The organism is Sorangiineae bacterium MSr11954 (assembly GCA_037157815.1).
GTDB lineage: Bacteria > Myxococcota_A > Polyangia > Polyangiales > Polyangiaceae > Pendulispora > Pendulispora albinea.
This window is the reverse complement of sequence record CP089984.1, coordinates 11,691,176-11,706,754: the sequence shown is the minus strand read 5'-3', so window position 1 is coordinate 11,706,754 and position 15,579 is coordinate 11,691,176. Positions and strand designations below refer to the sequence as shown.

Here is a 15,579-nt window from a genome sequence, read left to right as displayed (position 1 = left end):
CGGTACGGGTGGTACCGGGAACGCAGGAAGCAAGATGGTTTCGAAGCCGCACGTGAGCGACACCGCGCCCAAGCGTCCATCCCGGACGGCGGAGTCCCACGCCCTACCATTGGACGTCCAGCGCTATTTGGAAATGGCGCGGCGCACGGGCGGCCCCATTCTCGAGCTATGCGGCGAGCTCGGATGTGTCGCGATACCGCTGGCGCGCGCGGGCTACCGCGTGGTGACCGTGGATATTTCCAAGGGTGCGCTGAAGCGCCTTCAGGCGAACCTCGACCGCGAGTCGCGTGAAGTCGGGCAGCGCGTTTACGTGTTGCCGGATATGGCGCGACTCAAGCTCGAAGAGAGCGCGTTTCCGCTGGCCGTCATGGCGTCCAATGCCCTCCTCGACATTGCAAACTTCGACGAGCGGCAAGAGGTGCTCGATGCCATCGCGCGCCACCTCGTGCCGGGCGGCGTGCTGGTGCTCGACGTGGTGAATCCCATCGCGCTCCATGCCGCTGGCGGTCCGATATTTCGGCTCGAGATTGAGCTCATGTTGGAGAGCGCGGGGCTCTCTCTGGCATCGATCGAGGGAGGGCATCAGCGCGAACCATACACCGCGCGAAGCCCCCAGATGTTCGTCGTAGCCACCAAGCAGTGACGAGGGAAGTACAATGAAATTCGGTTCGACGGAGCGCACCCTCGCGATCTATTCGGGTGTTTTGAGTTTGGCATTGACGACGGCATACCTGGGTGGCCTCGCAGCACGCGAAGAGCGCCGTTGGGGTGAACCGCGAACGCGCGTCTCCCCCTACGATTCCACGCTCCCGATGGTCTCCGACCAAGCCGCATTTTCGGGGATCATCCTCGGCGGCGCTGCGACGATCAGCTCGCGCCGCGAGCGTTGAGCCGACGGCGCACCGCGCGCCGCGTGCTATTCTGGCGGGGTGAACAAAGCGTGTGCACTCTCGTTCGTCGGGGCGTGCACCTCGTATGGGGTGTGGGGCCTCGCATGCGGAAGCGATACTCCGATGAGCATCGCAAACGAAGATGGGGGCACCGACGCCGGCGCCACCAAAGACTCGAGCACGAGGTCGGACGGCGCGCCCGTCACGCCGCCCATTCGGCTGGCCGCCGGATCGGCGACCGCCTGCGCGCTCTTGGCCATCGGCGCCGTGCGCTGCTGGGGAAACAATTTCAGCGGGCAGCACGGCATCGGCACCCACGACGGCGACCGTCACCCCACGCCTTCTCCACCCGTGACAGGGCTGGTGGCGGAAGACCTCGATTCGTCCGGGCCCCACACGTGCGCGCGCGCGGGTAATGCGATTACCTGTTGGGGCTCCAACACGGGAAACCAGCTCGGGCACCCGCGCAGCGTCGAAGAGGCTCAAGGCGACGCGGGGCTCTGCAGCGGCCAGCCGTGCGCGCGCAGTCCGGTGACGATCCCGAGCAGCACCGGCGCCAAAGGCATCGCGACCGGCCAGGGATTTTCCTGCGCCGTGATCAACGGCAGCCCTTCGTGTTGGGGCACCGCGTCGCGCGGCGCGCTCGGTCTGGTCGACGGCGGCAGGGTATCGGCCACGCCGAGCCCTTTGGCGTTCGGCGATGCCGTGGAGATCAAATCGGGTTCGGTCTTTTCGTGCGCACGCAAAGGGGTCGATGGCACCGTTTGGTGTTGGGGTGAATACGATTATGGTGACATCGGGCGCGCGGCCGACGCGGGCGCAGCTGCACCCGGTTGGGATACGCAAGATCATCCCATTCCCAGGCAGGTCGAGGGCCTGGTGCGCGTGAGGTCGCTCGGCGCGGGCCACTATCACGCCTGCGCCATTCTCGCCGACAAGACCGTATCCTGTTGGGGATTCAACCCCACCGGCCAGCTGGGGCACGATCCCGGAACGGACCGCACGTGCGGGGGCGCGAGCCCGAGCCCGTGCAACGACGTCCCCACCAAGGTCCCGGGGCTGGCGGGCGCGCGCAAGCTCGCCCTCGGCTATTACCATTCGTGCGCGCTCCTGGAGAACGACACCGTCGTCTGTTGGGGCTCGAACGAGCTCGGGCGACTCGGTCACGATCCTTCGCTGGACGACGCGGGCTCGCGCAACGTCGTGGTGACCCCCAAGCCCGTGATGGGTCTGTCGAACGTGGCCGACGTGGCCGCGGGCTACTCGTACACCTGCGCGTCGACCTGGGACCGAAAGGTCTATTGCTGGGGGGCCGACAGCTTCGGCGAGGCGGGCTCGCTGGACGGTGGAAGCAGCTTCGTGCCCGTGCAGGTGAAGGGATTGTGAGGTTTGCTTCGATTTATTGGATCAACGAACCCGAAGTCGGTGCTCTGATGCGCTTGGCCCAATGAGTCGCCTCGACGAAACGAACCTGGACGACGAGCTCGAAGCCATCCACCGCAAAAAGCTCCGCGCCGTCAAGGTCCGCATGATCCTCGCCATCGTCATCGGGATCGCGGTCCTCGCCACCGGCATCTACACCAAGTTCTTGCGGCCCAAATCCCCCCTCGGCGGCCCATGCCGCTGGGCGATGGACTGCCAACCCGAGGCGCCCGCGTGCATGCGCGAGTCGCTCGAGGGCGGCGGTGTATGCAGCCGCACCTGCGATCCAGGGGTGGACTGCGCGGAGGGCATCCACTGCATCAGCATCGAGTTGGACCAGCGCGACGAACGCGGCCTCCCCCTCAAGGGCGGTTATTGTTTTCCGCAAAGCTACATCGACATCAGAAAAGCCCAGCGCCGCGACGCGGGGGCCCATCGCTGAGAGTTGTGCCAAGTCGGGCCAGGCGACAGGAGACGCCGACGGGATTGTCCGGATAGGCTTTGGCTATTCGCCAATAAAATCATCGACTTACATTCGTTCCGGCCGGTGGCTCACGCCTTGCTGATGAACCCGGGAAACGACACCAAGGGAGCGAGGAGCGCGACGATGAGAAAGACCCAATCGCTGGTTTGGACGGCTTTTTTTGCGACCGTTGGATCCGTGTCCATGGCCGGGTGCGGGGACTCCAAAGGAGGGTCGTTCGACGACGATCCGATCGAAACGGAGAGCATCAACGCATCGCTCCATCGCGCCAAGGGGTGCGGCGATCTGCTTTCGGATCTGAAGGCCGACCTGAAGTTCAAGGTGGAGCAGTCCATCAACCAGCAAATCCGCTCGCTCCGGCGGTGCCTTGCCCTCTACGGCGAGGGCGGCTGCGCGTACGGCGCCTATCGAGAAGGCTCCATGGATTCCGGCGGGGCCGGCGCGCCCACCAACGCGGGCTCGGGCGGCGACAGCAAGGGCGGCGAGAGCGCCACGTCCTATTCCCAGACGAACACCCAAGTCAAAGGGGTCGACGAAGCCGATTTCGTCAAGAACGACGGCAACAACATTTACGTGCTCCACGGGCGCGCGTTCAAAGTGCTCAAGGCGTGGCCGGCCGCGGAGCTGAAAGAGGCCTCGACGATCGACATCGAAGGACAGCCCTCCGAGATGTTCGTCGCGGACGGCAAGGTCGTCATCTATTCGTATGTCAATGGCAAGGCCATCTTCGAAGCGGCGGGCGTCAAGCCCAAGAACAACTGGCGCGACTATTTCTACATGGGGGGTGGCGGCGTGGCCACCGACGTCGGCGCGGGCCCGTCGCGCGGGGCGCCACCGGCTGGAGACCAGGGCAGCGGCTCGTTCGCGCCCCTCACGAAGATCACGGTGCTGAAGCTCGATGGCACCACGCCGCAGGTGGCCCGCGAGGTGTACTTCGAAGGGAACTACCTGGACGCGCGACGCGTGGGTCCCCACGTGCGCACGGTGCTCCAAGGCTTCGCGTACGGGCCGCGCATCAAGTACAGCTATTACGAGCTCTATCCGACCCCGAAGCCAGGTGAGAACCCCTATCCGAAGACGGTGAGCGAAACGATCGCCGCCCTCGGGCGCCTGCGCGCGGAGAACGTGGCGACCATCGACGCGAGCACGTTGACGGACTACCTGCCTTATACGTTCGTGAAGAACGGCAGCGCGGTGAGCGCGCAGACCGTCGCCTGCGAGGACTTCTATGTGCCCACGGTGGGCAGCACCCAGAGCGGCATCGTGGACGTGGCCTCGCTCGATCTCGACAACCCGAACGCCACCCCCAAAGAGACGGTCATTTTGGGCCAAGCCGACACCGTGTACGGCGGGCTCGATACGATCTACCTCGCGTCCCACGGGTGGAGCGCGCCCTCCTTCCCCTGGGGCGGCGGCGGCAGCATCACCAAGTCGGACGGGCCCGCGCTCCCCGTCAGGTCGGTGGGCGGGGCCCGCACCCACCTGCACAAGTTCGAGTTCAAGACGGATCCCAAGTTCCCGAACTACCAAGCTTCGGGCACCGTCAAAGGCTTCGTCAAAAATCAATTTTCGCTCGACGACAAAGACGGTTATCTCCGGATCGCCACCACCGAGTCGCACCAATACTTCGACGCCCGCGGTCGCGCTTTCTGGCCGACCTTCGCGCTCGACGCCAACGGTGAGCTGACCCCCGATTCGCAGGCGAGGGTGTGGCCGCGCTCCACGAATCAAGTGGCGGTGCTCGCGCAGAACGGCGCGTCGCTGAACGTGGTGGGCAAAGCCGACGATCTCGCCCCCAACGAGTCGATCTTCAGCGTGCGCTTCGCGGGCTCGCGCGGCTATGTGGTGACCTTCCGCCGCGTCGATCCGCTGTTCGTGTTCGATCTCGCGTCGCCCACCAACCCCAAGCTCCTCGGGGCGCTGAAAATTCCCGGCTTCAGCGAGTACATGCACCCGATCGACGAGAACCACATCTTGACCATCGGCCGCGACGCCGATCAAACGGGCCGGACGCGCGCGCTCCAGCTCCAGGTCTTCGACGTGAGCGACGGCGCGCACCCCGTGCAGAAGCACGTCTTCACGTACAATGGCAGCGAGTACGGGTCGACCGACGCCGAATACGATCACAAGGCCTTCACGTACTTCGCCGAGAAGAAGCTCTTGGCCTTCCCGTATTACGCGTATGGGCAAGCGAGCGGCGTCAAGAGCACGCTCGAGCTCTTCAAGATCGACGTGGGCGCGGGCATCAGCAAGGTCGGGAGCATCGATCAGTCGGCGCTCGTGGCGGGCAATCCGCAAGGCTATTGCAGCGGCTATTACCGTCCGTCCGTGCGCCGCGGGATCTTCATGGCGAACCAGGAGACGGAGTACGTGTACAGCGTTTCCTACGGCGGGGTGGTGGTGAAGAACGCAAAGGACTTGAGCGCCACGGTCTCGAGCCTCGCGCTCTCGGCGCCCTGGTCCAACCCGGGGTACGGCAAGCCGTGCTACTGAGCTGCGCGCGCTCCTGCCGGCGCTGAACGCCCGCGCCTCGAGCCGCAGCTCGGCCCGCGCCGTACCCATCGTGGTGCGGCGCGGGAGAATCTTTCCGCCGTTTCGTTCGTCTCTCTTCGTAGCATGGTCTCTCCGCATCGCTTCAGCCCGCCCGCTGCACGTCCGATCGGCGTTGGAGCGCTCCTTGTTTTTGCGCTCGCGCCGTTGGGCGGGGTGGGCTGCGCGACCCCGGAGCCCGAGCAACCCGAGGTGCCCTACGTCCGCATTTCCATGGTGGGAGCCACCCTCGGCCCCGCCAAGATCGATGGCACGCGATGGGATGCGCTCACCGTTTTCCCCAACCTGGCAGCAGGTGTGACAACGTCGGCGGGTGGCTCCACGCACATGGCCATCGTTGCCGCACACCTCACCGGCGAAGTGCTCGCCTCGTTCGAAAAGCCGGATCCGTTTGGGTGGGCCGAGCTCACGGCGGCCGATAGGGCGGTTGGAGAGCGGCGTCCTCTTACCGGGTGCGGCGACGATACGCTGACGCCAACCTGGTCCACCGCGGCCCAATGGCGGCACGTGCGCCTCTCCGACTCCACGCGCATCCGCGTTCACTTGCTCGATCGCGATCTCGATGGCAACGAGCCCATGGGCGATGTCGACGTTCACGCCGGGCACCTTCGAATGGCGCTCGAAAAAGGGACCATCGTGCAGGTGCCCGTCTCCGACCAGAGCCAAGGGCAAGTGCTGGCGATTGCCATCTCCGTCGCGCCCGACGGGTAGAGCGACGATTACGAGTCAATCGACCGCAAATCGCGCGTTTGCGTCTCGCCGGAGAGAACGAAGGCGAGGCCGGTCGAGGTGAGCGTGCCCGCCAGCAAAAGCGCGATGGGGGTCGTCGAGTGGTAATCGCGTAGAAGGGCCACGCCGAGGAGAGGTACGGCGGAGCCTCCAATGACGGACGCCAGCTGATAGCCGAGCGACGCGCCGGTGTAGCGCACGGTGCTCGGAAAGAGCTCCGCGAAAAAGGCGGATTGGGAGCCGGCGAGCAGCCCGTGAAGGGAGAGACCGACCAGGACCGCGAGCAGCACGCTGCCAAAGGTGCCGCGGTCGACGAATGGGAGGCCGACGAAGGCCCATCCGGCGATGAGGATCGCGAGCAGCACGTTGATGCGGCGGCGGCCGAGCACATCGCTGGCCCACCCGCCCACGAGCACGCCCGCAGCTTGGAACCCCGAGGCGATCAGCACGGCGGTGAGGCCGATTTGCTTTGGCAGGTGCAGGACCTCGACCAGATACGTCAAAAGGAAGATGCTGAACGTGTAATACGTTGCTTTCTCCCCGACGGCGGCCATGGCCGAAATCAGCACCGCGCGTTTGTGGCGGGCGAGAACGGTTCGAAGGGGAGCAGGCTCCGCCGCGGCTTGGGCGGCAACGCTCGCGCGGGCCTCGCTCTGCAGCTCCACGAAGATGGGGGACTCTTCCACCGCGTGGCGCAGCCAGAGGCCGAACAGCACCAGCAAGGCGGATGCGAGAAAGGGGATGCGCCAACCCCAGCGAAGGAACGCCTCGTCGGTCACGAAGCTGCTCATCGAAGAGAGCACGCCGGTCGCCAGCAGGTTGCCCAGCGGGCCGCCCGTTTGCGGCCAGCTGCTCCAGAAGCCGCGGCGCCGTTCGTCGCCGTGCTCCGCGATGAGAAATACGGCGCCGCCCCACTCGCCGCCGAGCGCCAATCCCTGCACGAGCCTTAGCACGGTGAGCAAAATGGGCGCGGCCACGCCGATGGTCGCGTAGCTGGGGATCAGGCCGATGGCCACCGTGGCGCCGCCCATGATGACGAGGCTCACCATCAAGGTGCGGCGGCGGCCCAGTCGATCGCCGAAGTGTCCGAAGACGACCCCGCCGAGAGGGCGCGCCAAGAAGCCCATCGCATAGGTGCTGAGCGCCAAGAGGGCGCCCACCAGCGGCTCGGTGTTGGGGAAGAACACCTTGTTGAACACGATGGCGGCCGCGGAGCCGTAGACGAAAAAGTCGTAGAACTCGATGGTGGTCCCCGCGACGCCCGCGCCGACGACCTTGGCAAATGCCGATTTCGAACGCACTGCGGCTGGCTCGACCTTCATGGTTTTCGAGCTTTGCAGTCTGCGCTGCTCAGCGCAACCGCAGCGATCGGGCGTGCGCCCCCACGCGAACGAGCCCGCGACGTCGGCGCAAACGAACGGGACGATTTAGGAACGAGGTTCGCATCGTCCGCGCTGTTGCACGAATTCGACGCTCGTCCGCGCTGTTGCACGAATTCGACGCCCGTCCGCGCTGTTGGACGAATTCGGCGCCCGTCCGCGCTGTTGGACGAATTCGGCGCCCGTCAGCGCTGTTGCACGAATTCGACGCTCGTCCGCGCTTTTGCACGAATTCGGCGCTCGTCCGCGCTGTTGCACGAATTCAGCGCCCGTCCGCGCTTTTGCACGAATTCGGCGCCCGTCCGCGCTGTTGCACGAATTCGACGCTCGTCAGCGCTGTTGCACGAATTTGATCGGGATCTGGATCACCCCGCCCGTACCACCCGGCGCGGCGAAGGACGCATTGCGCACCGCGCGCTGAATGCAGCTTACGACTTCGTTCGAAAGACCCGAGACGCCGGAGGGATCGGCGGCGCTCACCTCGCCGTTGGGTCCCACCTTCGTCACGATCGTCACGGCGCCGGCCATGCTCGGATCGACGGAGAGGCCATAGCGCTGGTAGCACTGACGAAACTTGGGCCGAAGCGCCGCCACCACGCTCTCGGCGTTGGCCACGGGTACGGAGGTTTGCGGCGCGCCAATTTGCGCGGCGCCCTTTGGGCCTTGAACCTCCCGCGCATCGCCCGCGCGCTCCCCGATGCCGCTGCTCCCGGTCCGGCCAATCCCCGCGAGCCCCCCGCCAGCCCTCCCCGGCTGGATCACGCCGCCGCCCGCGCTGCCGACGCGAAGCCCTCCGGCCGTATCGACGCCCGATGCTTGGCCCGCGACACCGCTCAAATCCGGGAGCGGAACGTCGCCCCGCCCGAGCGCGCCGTGCACGGCCGATGGACCGCCCAAGCTCGCGAGCAGCTGCATCTGGATCGCGTCGGCCTCACGCGCGAGGGCCGCGGCGCCTCGATCGCTCATCGAACCATCGCCATCCTTGGGCGATTTCGATGTTTTCGATGGGCTCTCCGCCTTCGATTCGGGCGGCATTTCCAGCGGCGACCTCTCGCGTGGGCTGTCGGGCGGCGTCTCCACCGGGAGCGGTAAGGCGACCGCTTTCAATGAGTCGATCAACCCGTTCACCGCGATCTGCTCGTCGACGGCAGGATCCATCCAATCCGAATACATGGCGCCGATGAAGCCAAAGTGGAGCAGAAAGCTGAACGCCGCGACGATGGTCAGCTGCCAATCGATCTCGGTCGCCACGCCGCCTTTGGTGGCCGACAGCGGAAGCTGCGGGCGCGGTTGCGCAGGCGGAGGCGGCACGAACTGAAAGAGGAAGGTGCTGCCACCCACCACGATTCGCCCGCGGGCATCCTCCGTGAGCCGCACGGACGGCGCCTCGCGACGCAGCGCTTCGAGCGCGACGATGCCCCCGCGAAGGGCGATCCGCCCCGTCATCTCGGGCGTGAAATTCACGTAGTAATCGTCGCCCCGGCGCTCGAACAGGAGAAAGAGCGCGCCGCTCGATGGCATATCCTCGGCCAAAATGGGAAACATGGCCGCGTCATCGGCGCCCACCGTCACGCTGACCCGCTGCTTGACGACGCGCTCGTGAACGATGCGGCCGCCCTGCACGAGCCCGATGCGAAGAACCTTGGGCCCCGCCTCCGGCGCGAGCGCCCGCATCTGCGCGGTCATCGCCCCCGGCGAAGCGCGGCCCAAACCCCGCGTTGCGGCTCCGTACCCTGATTCGCGCCCTGGTTTCATCCCCGAGCCTGTGTCCATCCACGGCTCGTACGGGCGCGAACGGCGTTCGATCTACGAAAAGAGCGCCGGATCAGACCGCAAATCGCGCCTGCGGCCGGAGCACCCACCATTGTTCGATCCCCGCGCAGCCGGTGTAGCCCAGCGCCAGGATGCGCATGGCCTCGATGGCCACCCCCGAGAGATGCGACATGGTGGTCGCCACGTCCCATGCCACCCAAAAGGCGCTGCCCAGCGCGAACATGGCCCACGGCAACGCGAGCGAGCCACCGCGAAGCGAGAACGCCGTCAGCGCCAGGGGGCCGATCAGGCTAAAGCAAACGAAGTCGCCGAAGGGCAGGATCACCAGCACGATCGTGTCCCACACGTCGGCAGGCTCCCGCTGCAGGTTCTCGCGCATGGAGACGACGAAAATGGCAAATGCAATCGGCACCACGGCCAGCTTCGCCATATGACGGAGCTTCGTGGACTCCACCTCCAACCCCGCCTCGCGCCACGTCCGGGCGAGGAGCACGGTGGCCATCGTCGACGCGATGTTGGCAATCAAGAGCACGACGCCGAGCACCGGCCTCGCCGCCTCGGGCGATAGCGCGAGCTCCGGCCAGCGGACGCTCACATAGCCAAAGTAGAACTCCTGGCCGAGGAGACCGACCATATTGAGGACGAACAGCGACCAAATGCGGTGCATCCGATCGCCCCACGAAAAGCGGGTGGCGGCCAATGCAAAGCCAATCAGGGTAAAAAATTTCCCCAGCAGCACCCCGCCGCGCACGACGTCGCCCGTCGCCGGTCCCGCGAGCCACTCCGCGCCCAGAAAGAGAGCCAGGAGCGGAAGTGGTAGAAGAAACCACTTCACCTGCGGCGCGTACTGCATCGTCATGACGGAGGTGAACCTCGTTGGAGCCTAAACAACTCCAGGGAGCCCTGCAAGAAGCTCAGCAGCCTCGTCAGGGCCCGTCAGCCCCGGAATGAGCGGGTCGTGGCCCCCATTGCGCCCGCATACCGTTCGATTCGTCCGACCTTTGTTCGAGGGCGGCGCGATCGGCCGGTGCTCACGCTCGAGGGCGACAGCTTTTTACGGAGAGCAAACGCGGAAAAGCAGCCGCAGAAGGAAAGCTGCAGAAGGAAAGCCGCGGAGGTACGTGACGCGGCTCGTTACATCGCCGCCTCGTTACATCGCCAAGCTCGTTACATCGCCAGCTCGTTACATCGCCAGCTCGTTCAACGACAGCGACGTGCGCAGCTTCGAGAGCCGGTCGAGGAGGCGTTCGACCCTGGCGCGAAGCTCGTCGGGCCGGCTCGAATAGAGCTCGACGTCCACGGTTTCAGGTTCGAGCTTTTGCCATTCGACGAGTTCTTCCAAACCTGCATGATGCATGTTTGCGCGGACATCGTCGCGAAGCGCCTGCATCCGCGAGATCGCCTTTTCGAGCTCGGTCATTGTGCGATTCTGCATGGTGGCCTCCTCTATGCAAGATCGCGGGCCATCGCATTTTGCGCGGCTTATCGGCCCTCGTGCATGCAACCTTCGTATCCCGGTGTGTATCTCCAACACACCGAGGCAAATTGACCCGAAAGGCGTGGGATTCCGCAGCTCAAGAGCATCGACCGAGGCCGGCCCCAGGCATCAAGCCGGGAGGACGGCGACCGCCTCCACCTCGAAGAGCATGCCGTCGAGCGCCAACCTCGGCACCGGGATCAAGGTACACGTCGGCTTGGTGTGCTGCTCCCAGATGCGATCGAGCTCGGCGCCGAGGACGTGCAGCTTGGCCTCCGTGTGATCCACGATGAGAACGGTGAGCTTGGCGACATCGCGCGGCGCCGCGCCTGCCGACGTCAGCGCGGTGCGAACGTTCTCGAGCGCTTGGCGAACCTGCAGCTGAAAATCGGGCGCGAGCTTTCCGTCGACGTCTTCACCGCCCTGGCCGGCGATGAAGACGAGCCGAGAGCCGGGCGCAACCGAGGCCACGTGCGAGTAGCCATTGGGGGCCGGATCGTAAAGGCCCTCGGGGTTGGAGATTCGAAGGGGGTTCGTTGCCGGCGCGATCGATGCCATGGCAGTCATGTAGGGAACCCTTTTTCCGCGACAATCGTGCTTTGCGACTTCCAATCCGGTGGAGCCCTGCCAACGTTTTGGCTTTGCCGTTCGAAGCCGCCCGCAGGTCGATTCGGGGGATTTGGGCCATCGTGCCGCCGGTTCGTCCAAAGGCTCGAGATCTCGGAGGGGCGAGCATCCTCGCGAAAGGTGCGAGCGCGTCATGCGCGGGTCCCCCGCTTGGAATAAGATTGGCACCTCGCATGTCGCGCGCTTACGTGGGGTGCAGTCCAATGGGTTCGACCGTGACGATGCAAGCCATCCTCGCTTCGGCTGCGCTGCTCACGGTCGTCTCGAGCGCACGAACCACCCGGGCCGACGTGCGCGCGCAGTTTCGAGGCGAGGCTGTTTTCTCGGTCTACCGCGGCGCGCCCACCTTCGGGGAAGGGACGAGCCTCACCGCCACCCAGCTCCGCGAGTACGAGCATTTTCGCATCGCCGATATCGGCATTCCCCCGACCCTCGGGGCCAATGTCGGATTGGACGTGGTGTTCGACGATCGGTACATCGTTCCACTGCTGGGCCTCGGCGGGGGGCTTCCGCTGGGAAAGCACGCGCCCGTCCGCACCAGCGTCGATGGGAGCATGGTGGAGGTGCGGCCGTCGAGCGCGTATGTCTTCGCGTTCGACTTGATTGGATTCGGGGTCCGCATGAAGGAGCGCCGGTGGATGTTCGCCGCCACCTTTCGAACGTCCGTGGTGCTGGCAGGTATGAACGCGCGCGTCTCGGTGGGGCGCGAGGCGGACGACGTCGCCCTCTTCGCCGCCTCGCCCGCCTTGCGGACCGATGTCGAGGCGTGCCGCCGCCTCAATCCGGATGAGCGCATTTGCCTCTTCGTCGCCCCCAAGCTTTACGAGCACCATTGGCTCGGGGGAGTCTCCCTCGGGCTTCGCTGGGAGTACGGATCATGAGCCTCTTCCGCTCTTTGCTCGCCGCCGCCTCCCTGCTCGGGGCCGCGCCCTTTGCCATCACGGGCTGCGGCGCCTCGGATTCGGTCGACGATCGGCTCTCCTCCGCCGCGCAAATGGCCATTCCCGCGCGGCACAATACGGTCATCGCCGATGGGTGCGCGCTCGAGCCCTGGCAAAAACAAGTGCTCGCATCGCCCAGCGGGCAGCGCGTCATTCAAGACGTGGTTCTTCTTTGCTTCATCCCTCGCTTCGATGGCACCGTCTCGCCCGCCGATCCCTCGGCCAAGAACGCGCTGGCGGCCGAGGCCCAGTCGCTGCGCGCGCGCGGGTACAAAGTACGCATTGGCGTTTCATTCACCGATGAAACGGGGGGCAAATACGATGGCAACCAGACGGCGCAGCGGCTCGCCGCCCCCGAGTGGCGCAGCGCCGTCATCGCCGAGCTGCAAGCGCGTTCGAGCGCGTTCGACGGCCTCGAGCTCGACTTTCAAAGCTTGCCCAACGGCGCGCGCGACGCGGTGGGGCAATTCGTGGAAGAGCTCGCGCCCAAGATTCGGCCCCTCAAGAGCCTCGGCGTGTTTCTACCGCCCTCCGTAACGCTGCCCAGCGATCTGCCGGGCGGCGATGCGTTCGACGTCGCGCGCCTTTCGCGCTCGGCCGACGACCTTCGCGTGATGACCCTCGACTTCTCGTGCTGCGGCGCAGGCGCCGGCCCCACCATCGAATCGGGTTGGGCGGTCGACGCCGTTCGCCTGGCCCGTTCGCAGGCGGGCGGCGCGCGCATCAGCGTCGCATATCCGCTTTATGGGGTCGACTTCAGCCGCGCGGGTGAGCGCTTGGTCACCTATTTGGAGGCCAAGGGGTTGGCCGCGCTCCATGGCCTCACCCCCGCGCGCGGGCCCACCGGCACACCCAACTTTCGCTACCTCGATCCCAACGGCGAGTCGCACGAGCTCTGGTACGACGACAGCGAATCGATCCTTCGCACCTTGCGCGCTTGGGGCCCGGAGGTATTTCCCATCGACGTGGGCGTCGTGTTTTATGGCCTCGGCGCCGAGGATCCGATCCTCTGGCGCGAGATGGCCCGAGGGCTCCCTTGATGGATGTCCCCGAGGTGCGCCCGCTGCAGGTGGCCGATCCGCTCGAGGACGAGACGCTATTTCGCGAGCTCACCTACCGCTTCCTCATTTGGGACCCCTTCGTCTCCGGCAGCCGCAGGGTCGATCTGCACCCGCTGATCCTTCCGCGCGGCCTTCACGACACAGCCCGGCGCGCCGCCGAGGCCACGGTTCGAAGCATCGCGCGCGTGGCGCGCCTGGCCCACGAGGAGCCCGAGGAGGCGCGCGTTTATGCGCTGCACCCCGATGTGAGCGCGCTGGCAGCCGCGTCGCACCGCGCGGGCGACACCGCGGCGCTGGTGCGCGTGGATCTTTTACTTGGGGACGACGGCGCCTTTCATCCTTGCGAGGTCAACGCGGATTGTCCGGGCGGGTTCAACGAGGCCTTCGGCTTGCCGCGCCTCGCGCGCTCGGCGGGGTTCCTCGGTGGCGAGAACCCCACGGTGGTGGTCGATCACCTGGCCCGGAGGCTCGTCGCCCTGGCACGCGGCGGAACGGTGGGCCTGGTGTTCGCCACCGCCTATGCCGAAGATCTGCAGGTGTGCGCCTTCATCAAGCGGCGGGTCGAGGCGCTCGGGGCGCGCGCCATCTTCGTCTCGCCCACCGCCCCGCGCGCATCGCCCGACGGCGCGCTTCGGGTGCGCGGCGGCGAGCGCATCGACGTGCTCTATCGCTTTTATCCCATCGAGGAAATGGCGGCGCAGGGCAATGTGCGCGACTACGTGCGGGCGGTCGAATCGGGAAAGCTGCGCACCTTGAGCAGCTTCGCCCAAGTCTATGGCCAGTCGAAGCTCTCGTTCGCCCGCGCCTGGACGCGCGATCCGGAGGCCGCGCGGGAGGCGCGCATCCCGGCGACGTTCGCGTTCGGCGACATCGAGGTGGAGCGCATCATCGACGAGCGCGCCGCGTGGGTGGTCAAGCGCGCCTTCGGGCGGGTGGGCGACGAGGTGCTGGTCGGGGCGCTGGCGAGCGCCGACGAGTGGGCGGGGTTGGTGCGCGAGGTCGCGCGGCTGGTGCGCCGCGGTGATTCGTGGATCGCGCAGCGGTTCATTCCGCAGCGTACGATCTCCACCGTGTGGGGTCCGCGCTACGTGACCTTGGGCGCATACGTGCTCGATGGAACCTTCGCGGGCTACTTCGTGCGGCTGACGCCCGAGAGCCATGTTTCGCACGACGCCTTGGTGGTGCCCGCGTTCGTCGAAGGGGCGCCGTCATGAGGCGCTTCGTGTATGCGGCGCCCGCGGCCCTGATCTCGGCGGCATGCGCGAGCCGTCCGTGGACCCCCTCGGTGAGCGTGGCGTATTGGGCGCAAGATGTCCCCGCCTCGGTCGACACGTCGCTCCCGACCACGTCGCAGCTGCTTCCCTTGTGGCAGCTCCCGACGGGCAACCCCTGGAGCCGCTACGCCAAAGCGACCCTCCTCACGGCGCTGGGCGAGGAGCCGCGGACGGGCGCGCTGCCCGACGTGGAGGCGCTCGAGGTGCTCGGCGACGCGCGCGCCGCCGCCCATGCCGTCGCCAGCGCGGGGCTTCCGCAGGGCACGCTCTGGATGCTCGATCTCCGCGGCGCGGCCTCCGTGGCCTTTGCCACCACCTTGAGCCACGAGGCGCGCGAGCCGGTGAGCCTCGTGCTCACCTTCAACAATTGGCCCGATCCCGACGAGCTGGTCCCGGCCGAGGAGACCCTGGCCGCGCTGATCCGCATGCCGCCGAAGGCGCCGGATCCCGCGGCGACGGGCACGTATCCCATTTTCCTGCTCGACTCCTGGCGCCTCGCGTACCGCTTCGATGCGCCGCCGGACAACGTGTTCGACAACCGTTATGTCATGAGCCCCGGCGATCTCCCGACCCCCGAGGTGCTCCGCGAGAACGGCGTCACCCGCCTCGTCTACGTGGTGGAAGATCTCGACGACACCGAGACCGAGGAAGACGATCTGCACTTCGTCTTTGCCGCCTACCAGCAGGCGGGCATCGCGCTCCACTTGGTCGATCTCCGCATGCTCGCCAAGCGTAAACCGGGCGCGCGCTGGCCGTCCGAGCTCGCCGCCTACACCTTGTTCGTCGGCCGCCGCGCCACCTTGCTCGAGGATCCGAAATTCTACGAGAGGGCGCGGGGAGGCTTCGGGGCTTTCGGGCCTCCCCGCATCTTCACGCGCGGCCCCATGTGGGGCGGCGGCGGTGGCTCATGGCGCGGCGGCGGCGGTGGGTAGCGCACCCGCGCGCGACGCAACGGCGCGTCCGCGACCGCAT

15 protein-coding genes are annotated in these 15,579 nt (G+C 66.5%); 10 read left to right on the top strand and 5 right to left on the bottom strand.

The annotated features are described in order from the left end of the window. The first annotated feature begins 34 nt into the window (after positions 1-34). From LZC94_46055 to LZC94_46030, 6 genes are all read left to right on the top strand, one after another. A complete protein-coding gene (locus tag LZC94_46055; GenBank protein WXB15171.1) occupies positions 35-643 on the top strand; it encodes a class I SAM-dependent methyltransferase in 609 nt (202 codons plus the stop codon). Between the two features lie 13 nt (positions 644-656). Then, positions 657-890: a hypothetical protein gene (locus LZC94_46050; GenBank protein ID WXB15170.1), complete on the top strand. Its 234-nt coding sequence runs from the start codon at positions 657-659 to the stop codon at positions 888-890. A gap of 123 nt (positions 891-1,013) precedes the next feature. Next, positions 1,014-2,276, top strand: coding sequence for a hypothetical protein (locus LZC94_46045; GenBank protein WXB15169.1), 1,263 nt, complete (start codon positions 1,014-1,016; stop codon positions 2,274-2,276). A gap of 61 nt (positions 2,277-2,337) precedes the next feature. Further along, on the top strand, positions 2,338-2,754 hold the full coding sequence (locus LZC94_46040; protein ID WXB15168.1) for a hypothetical protein: 417 nt from the start codon (positions 2,338-2,340) through the stop codon (positions 2,752-2,754). A gap of 165 nt (positions 2,755-2,919) precedes the next feature. Further along, positions 2,920-5,289 carry a beta-propeller domain-containing protein gene (locus LZC94_46035; protein ID WXB15167.1) on the top strand — a complete coding sequence of 790 codons (2,370 nt, stop codon included), beginning with the start codon at positions 2,920-2,922 and terminating at the stop codon, positions 5,287-5,289. A 123-nt stretch (positions 5,290-5,412) separates the two neighbouring features. Further along, positions 5,413-6,057: a hypothetical protein gene (locus tag LZC94_46030; GenBank protein WXB15166.1), complete on the top strand. Its 645-nt coding sequence runs from the start codon at positions 5,413-5,415 to the stop codon at positions 6,055-6,057. Between the two features lie 8 nt (positions 6,058-6,065). Here LZC94_46030 and LZC94_46025 read toward each other — a convergent pair whose 3' ends face one another. The 5 genes from LZC94_46025 to LZC94_46005 all read right to left on the bottom strand — a co-directional run bounded on the left by LZC94_46025 (position 6,066) and on the right by LZC94_46005 (position 11,262). Beyond that, positions 6,066-7,397 carry an MHS family MFS transporter gene (locus tag LZC94_46025; GenBank protein WXB15165.1) on the bottom strand — a complete coding sequence of 444 codons (1,332 nt, stop codon included), beginning with the start codon at positions 7,395-7,397 and terminating at the stop codon, positions 6,066-6,068. Between the two features lie 387 nt (positions 7,398-7,784). Further along, positions 7,785-9,140 (bottom strand): AgmX/PglI C-terminal domain-containing protein, encoded by a 1,356-nt coding sequence (locus LZC94_46020; GenBank protein ID WXB15164.1) that lies wholly within the window; start codon positions 9,138-9,140, stop codon positions 7,785-7,787. Positions 9,141-9,279: 139 nt separating this feature from the next. After that, positions 9,280-10,086: a hypothetical protein gene (locus tag LZC94_46015; protein WXB15163.1), complete on the bottom strand. Its 807-nt coding sequence runs from the start codon at positions 10,084-10,086 to the stop codon at positions 9,280-9,282. 324 nt (positions 10,087-10,410) lie between these two features. Continuing rightward, positions 10,411-10,662 (bottom strand): hypothetical protein, encoded by a 252-nt coding sequence (locus LZC94_46010; GenBank protein ID WXB15162.1) that lies wholly within the window; start codon positions 10,660-10,662, stop codon positions 10,411-10,413. Positions 10,663-10,833: 171 nt separating this feature from the next. Further along, positions 10,834-11,262, bottom strand: coding sequence for a RidA family protein (locus tag LZC94_46005; protein WXB15161.1), 429 nt, complete (start codon positions 11,260-11,262; stop codon positions 10,834-10,836). Between the two features lie 284 nt (positions 11,263-11,546). Here LZC94_46005 and LZC94_46000 point away from each other — a divergent pair, with 284 nt between their 5' ends. From LZC94_46000 to LZC94_45985, 4 genes are read left to right on the top strand one after another with little or no spacing between them, the layout of a single operon-like run. Beyond that, positions 11,547-12,212 carry a hypothetical protein gene (locus tag LZC94_46000; GenBank protein ID WXB15160.1) on the top strand — a complete coding sequence of 222 codons (666 nt, stop codon included), beginning with the start codon at positions 11,547-11,549 and terminating at the stop codon, positions 12,210-12,212. Further along, on the top strand, positions 12,209-13,312 hold the full coding sequence (locus LZC94_45995; protein ID WXB15159.1) for a hypothetical protein: 1,104 nt from the start codon (positions 12,209-12,211) through the stop codon (positions 13,310-13,312). Before LZC94_46000 ends, LZC94_45995 begins: the two co-directional genes overlap by 4 nt. Beyond that, entirely contained in the window at positions 13,312-14,547 is a 1,236-nt protein-coding gene (locus tag LZC94_45990; protein WXB20327.1) for a glutathionylspermidine synthase family protein, read from the top strand. The genes LZC94_45995 and LZC94_45990 overlap by 1 nt, the downstream gene beginning before the upstream one ends. After that, a complete protein-coding gene (locus tag LZC94_45985; GenBank protein ID WXB15158.1) occupies positions 14,544-15,539 on the top strand; it encodes a hypothetical protein in 996 nt (331 codons plus the stop codon). The genes LZC94_45990 and LZC94_45985 overlap by 4 nt, the downstream gene beginning before the upstream one ends. The last annotated feature ends 40 nt before the right edge of the window (positions 15,540-15,579 follow it).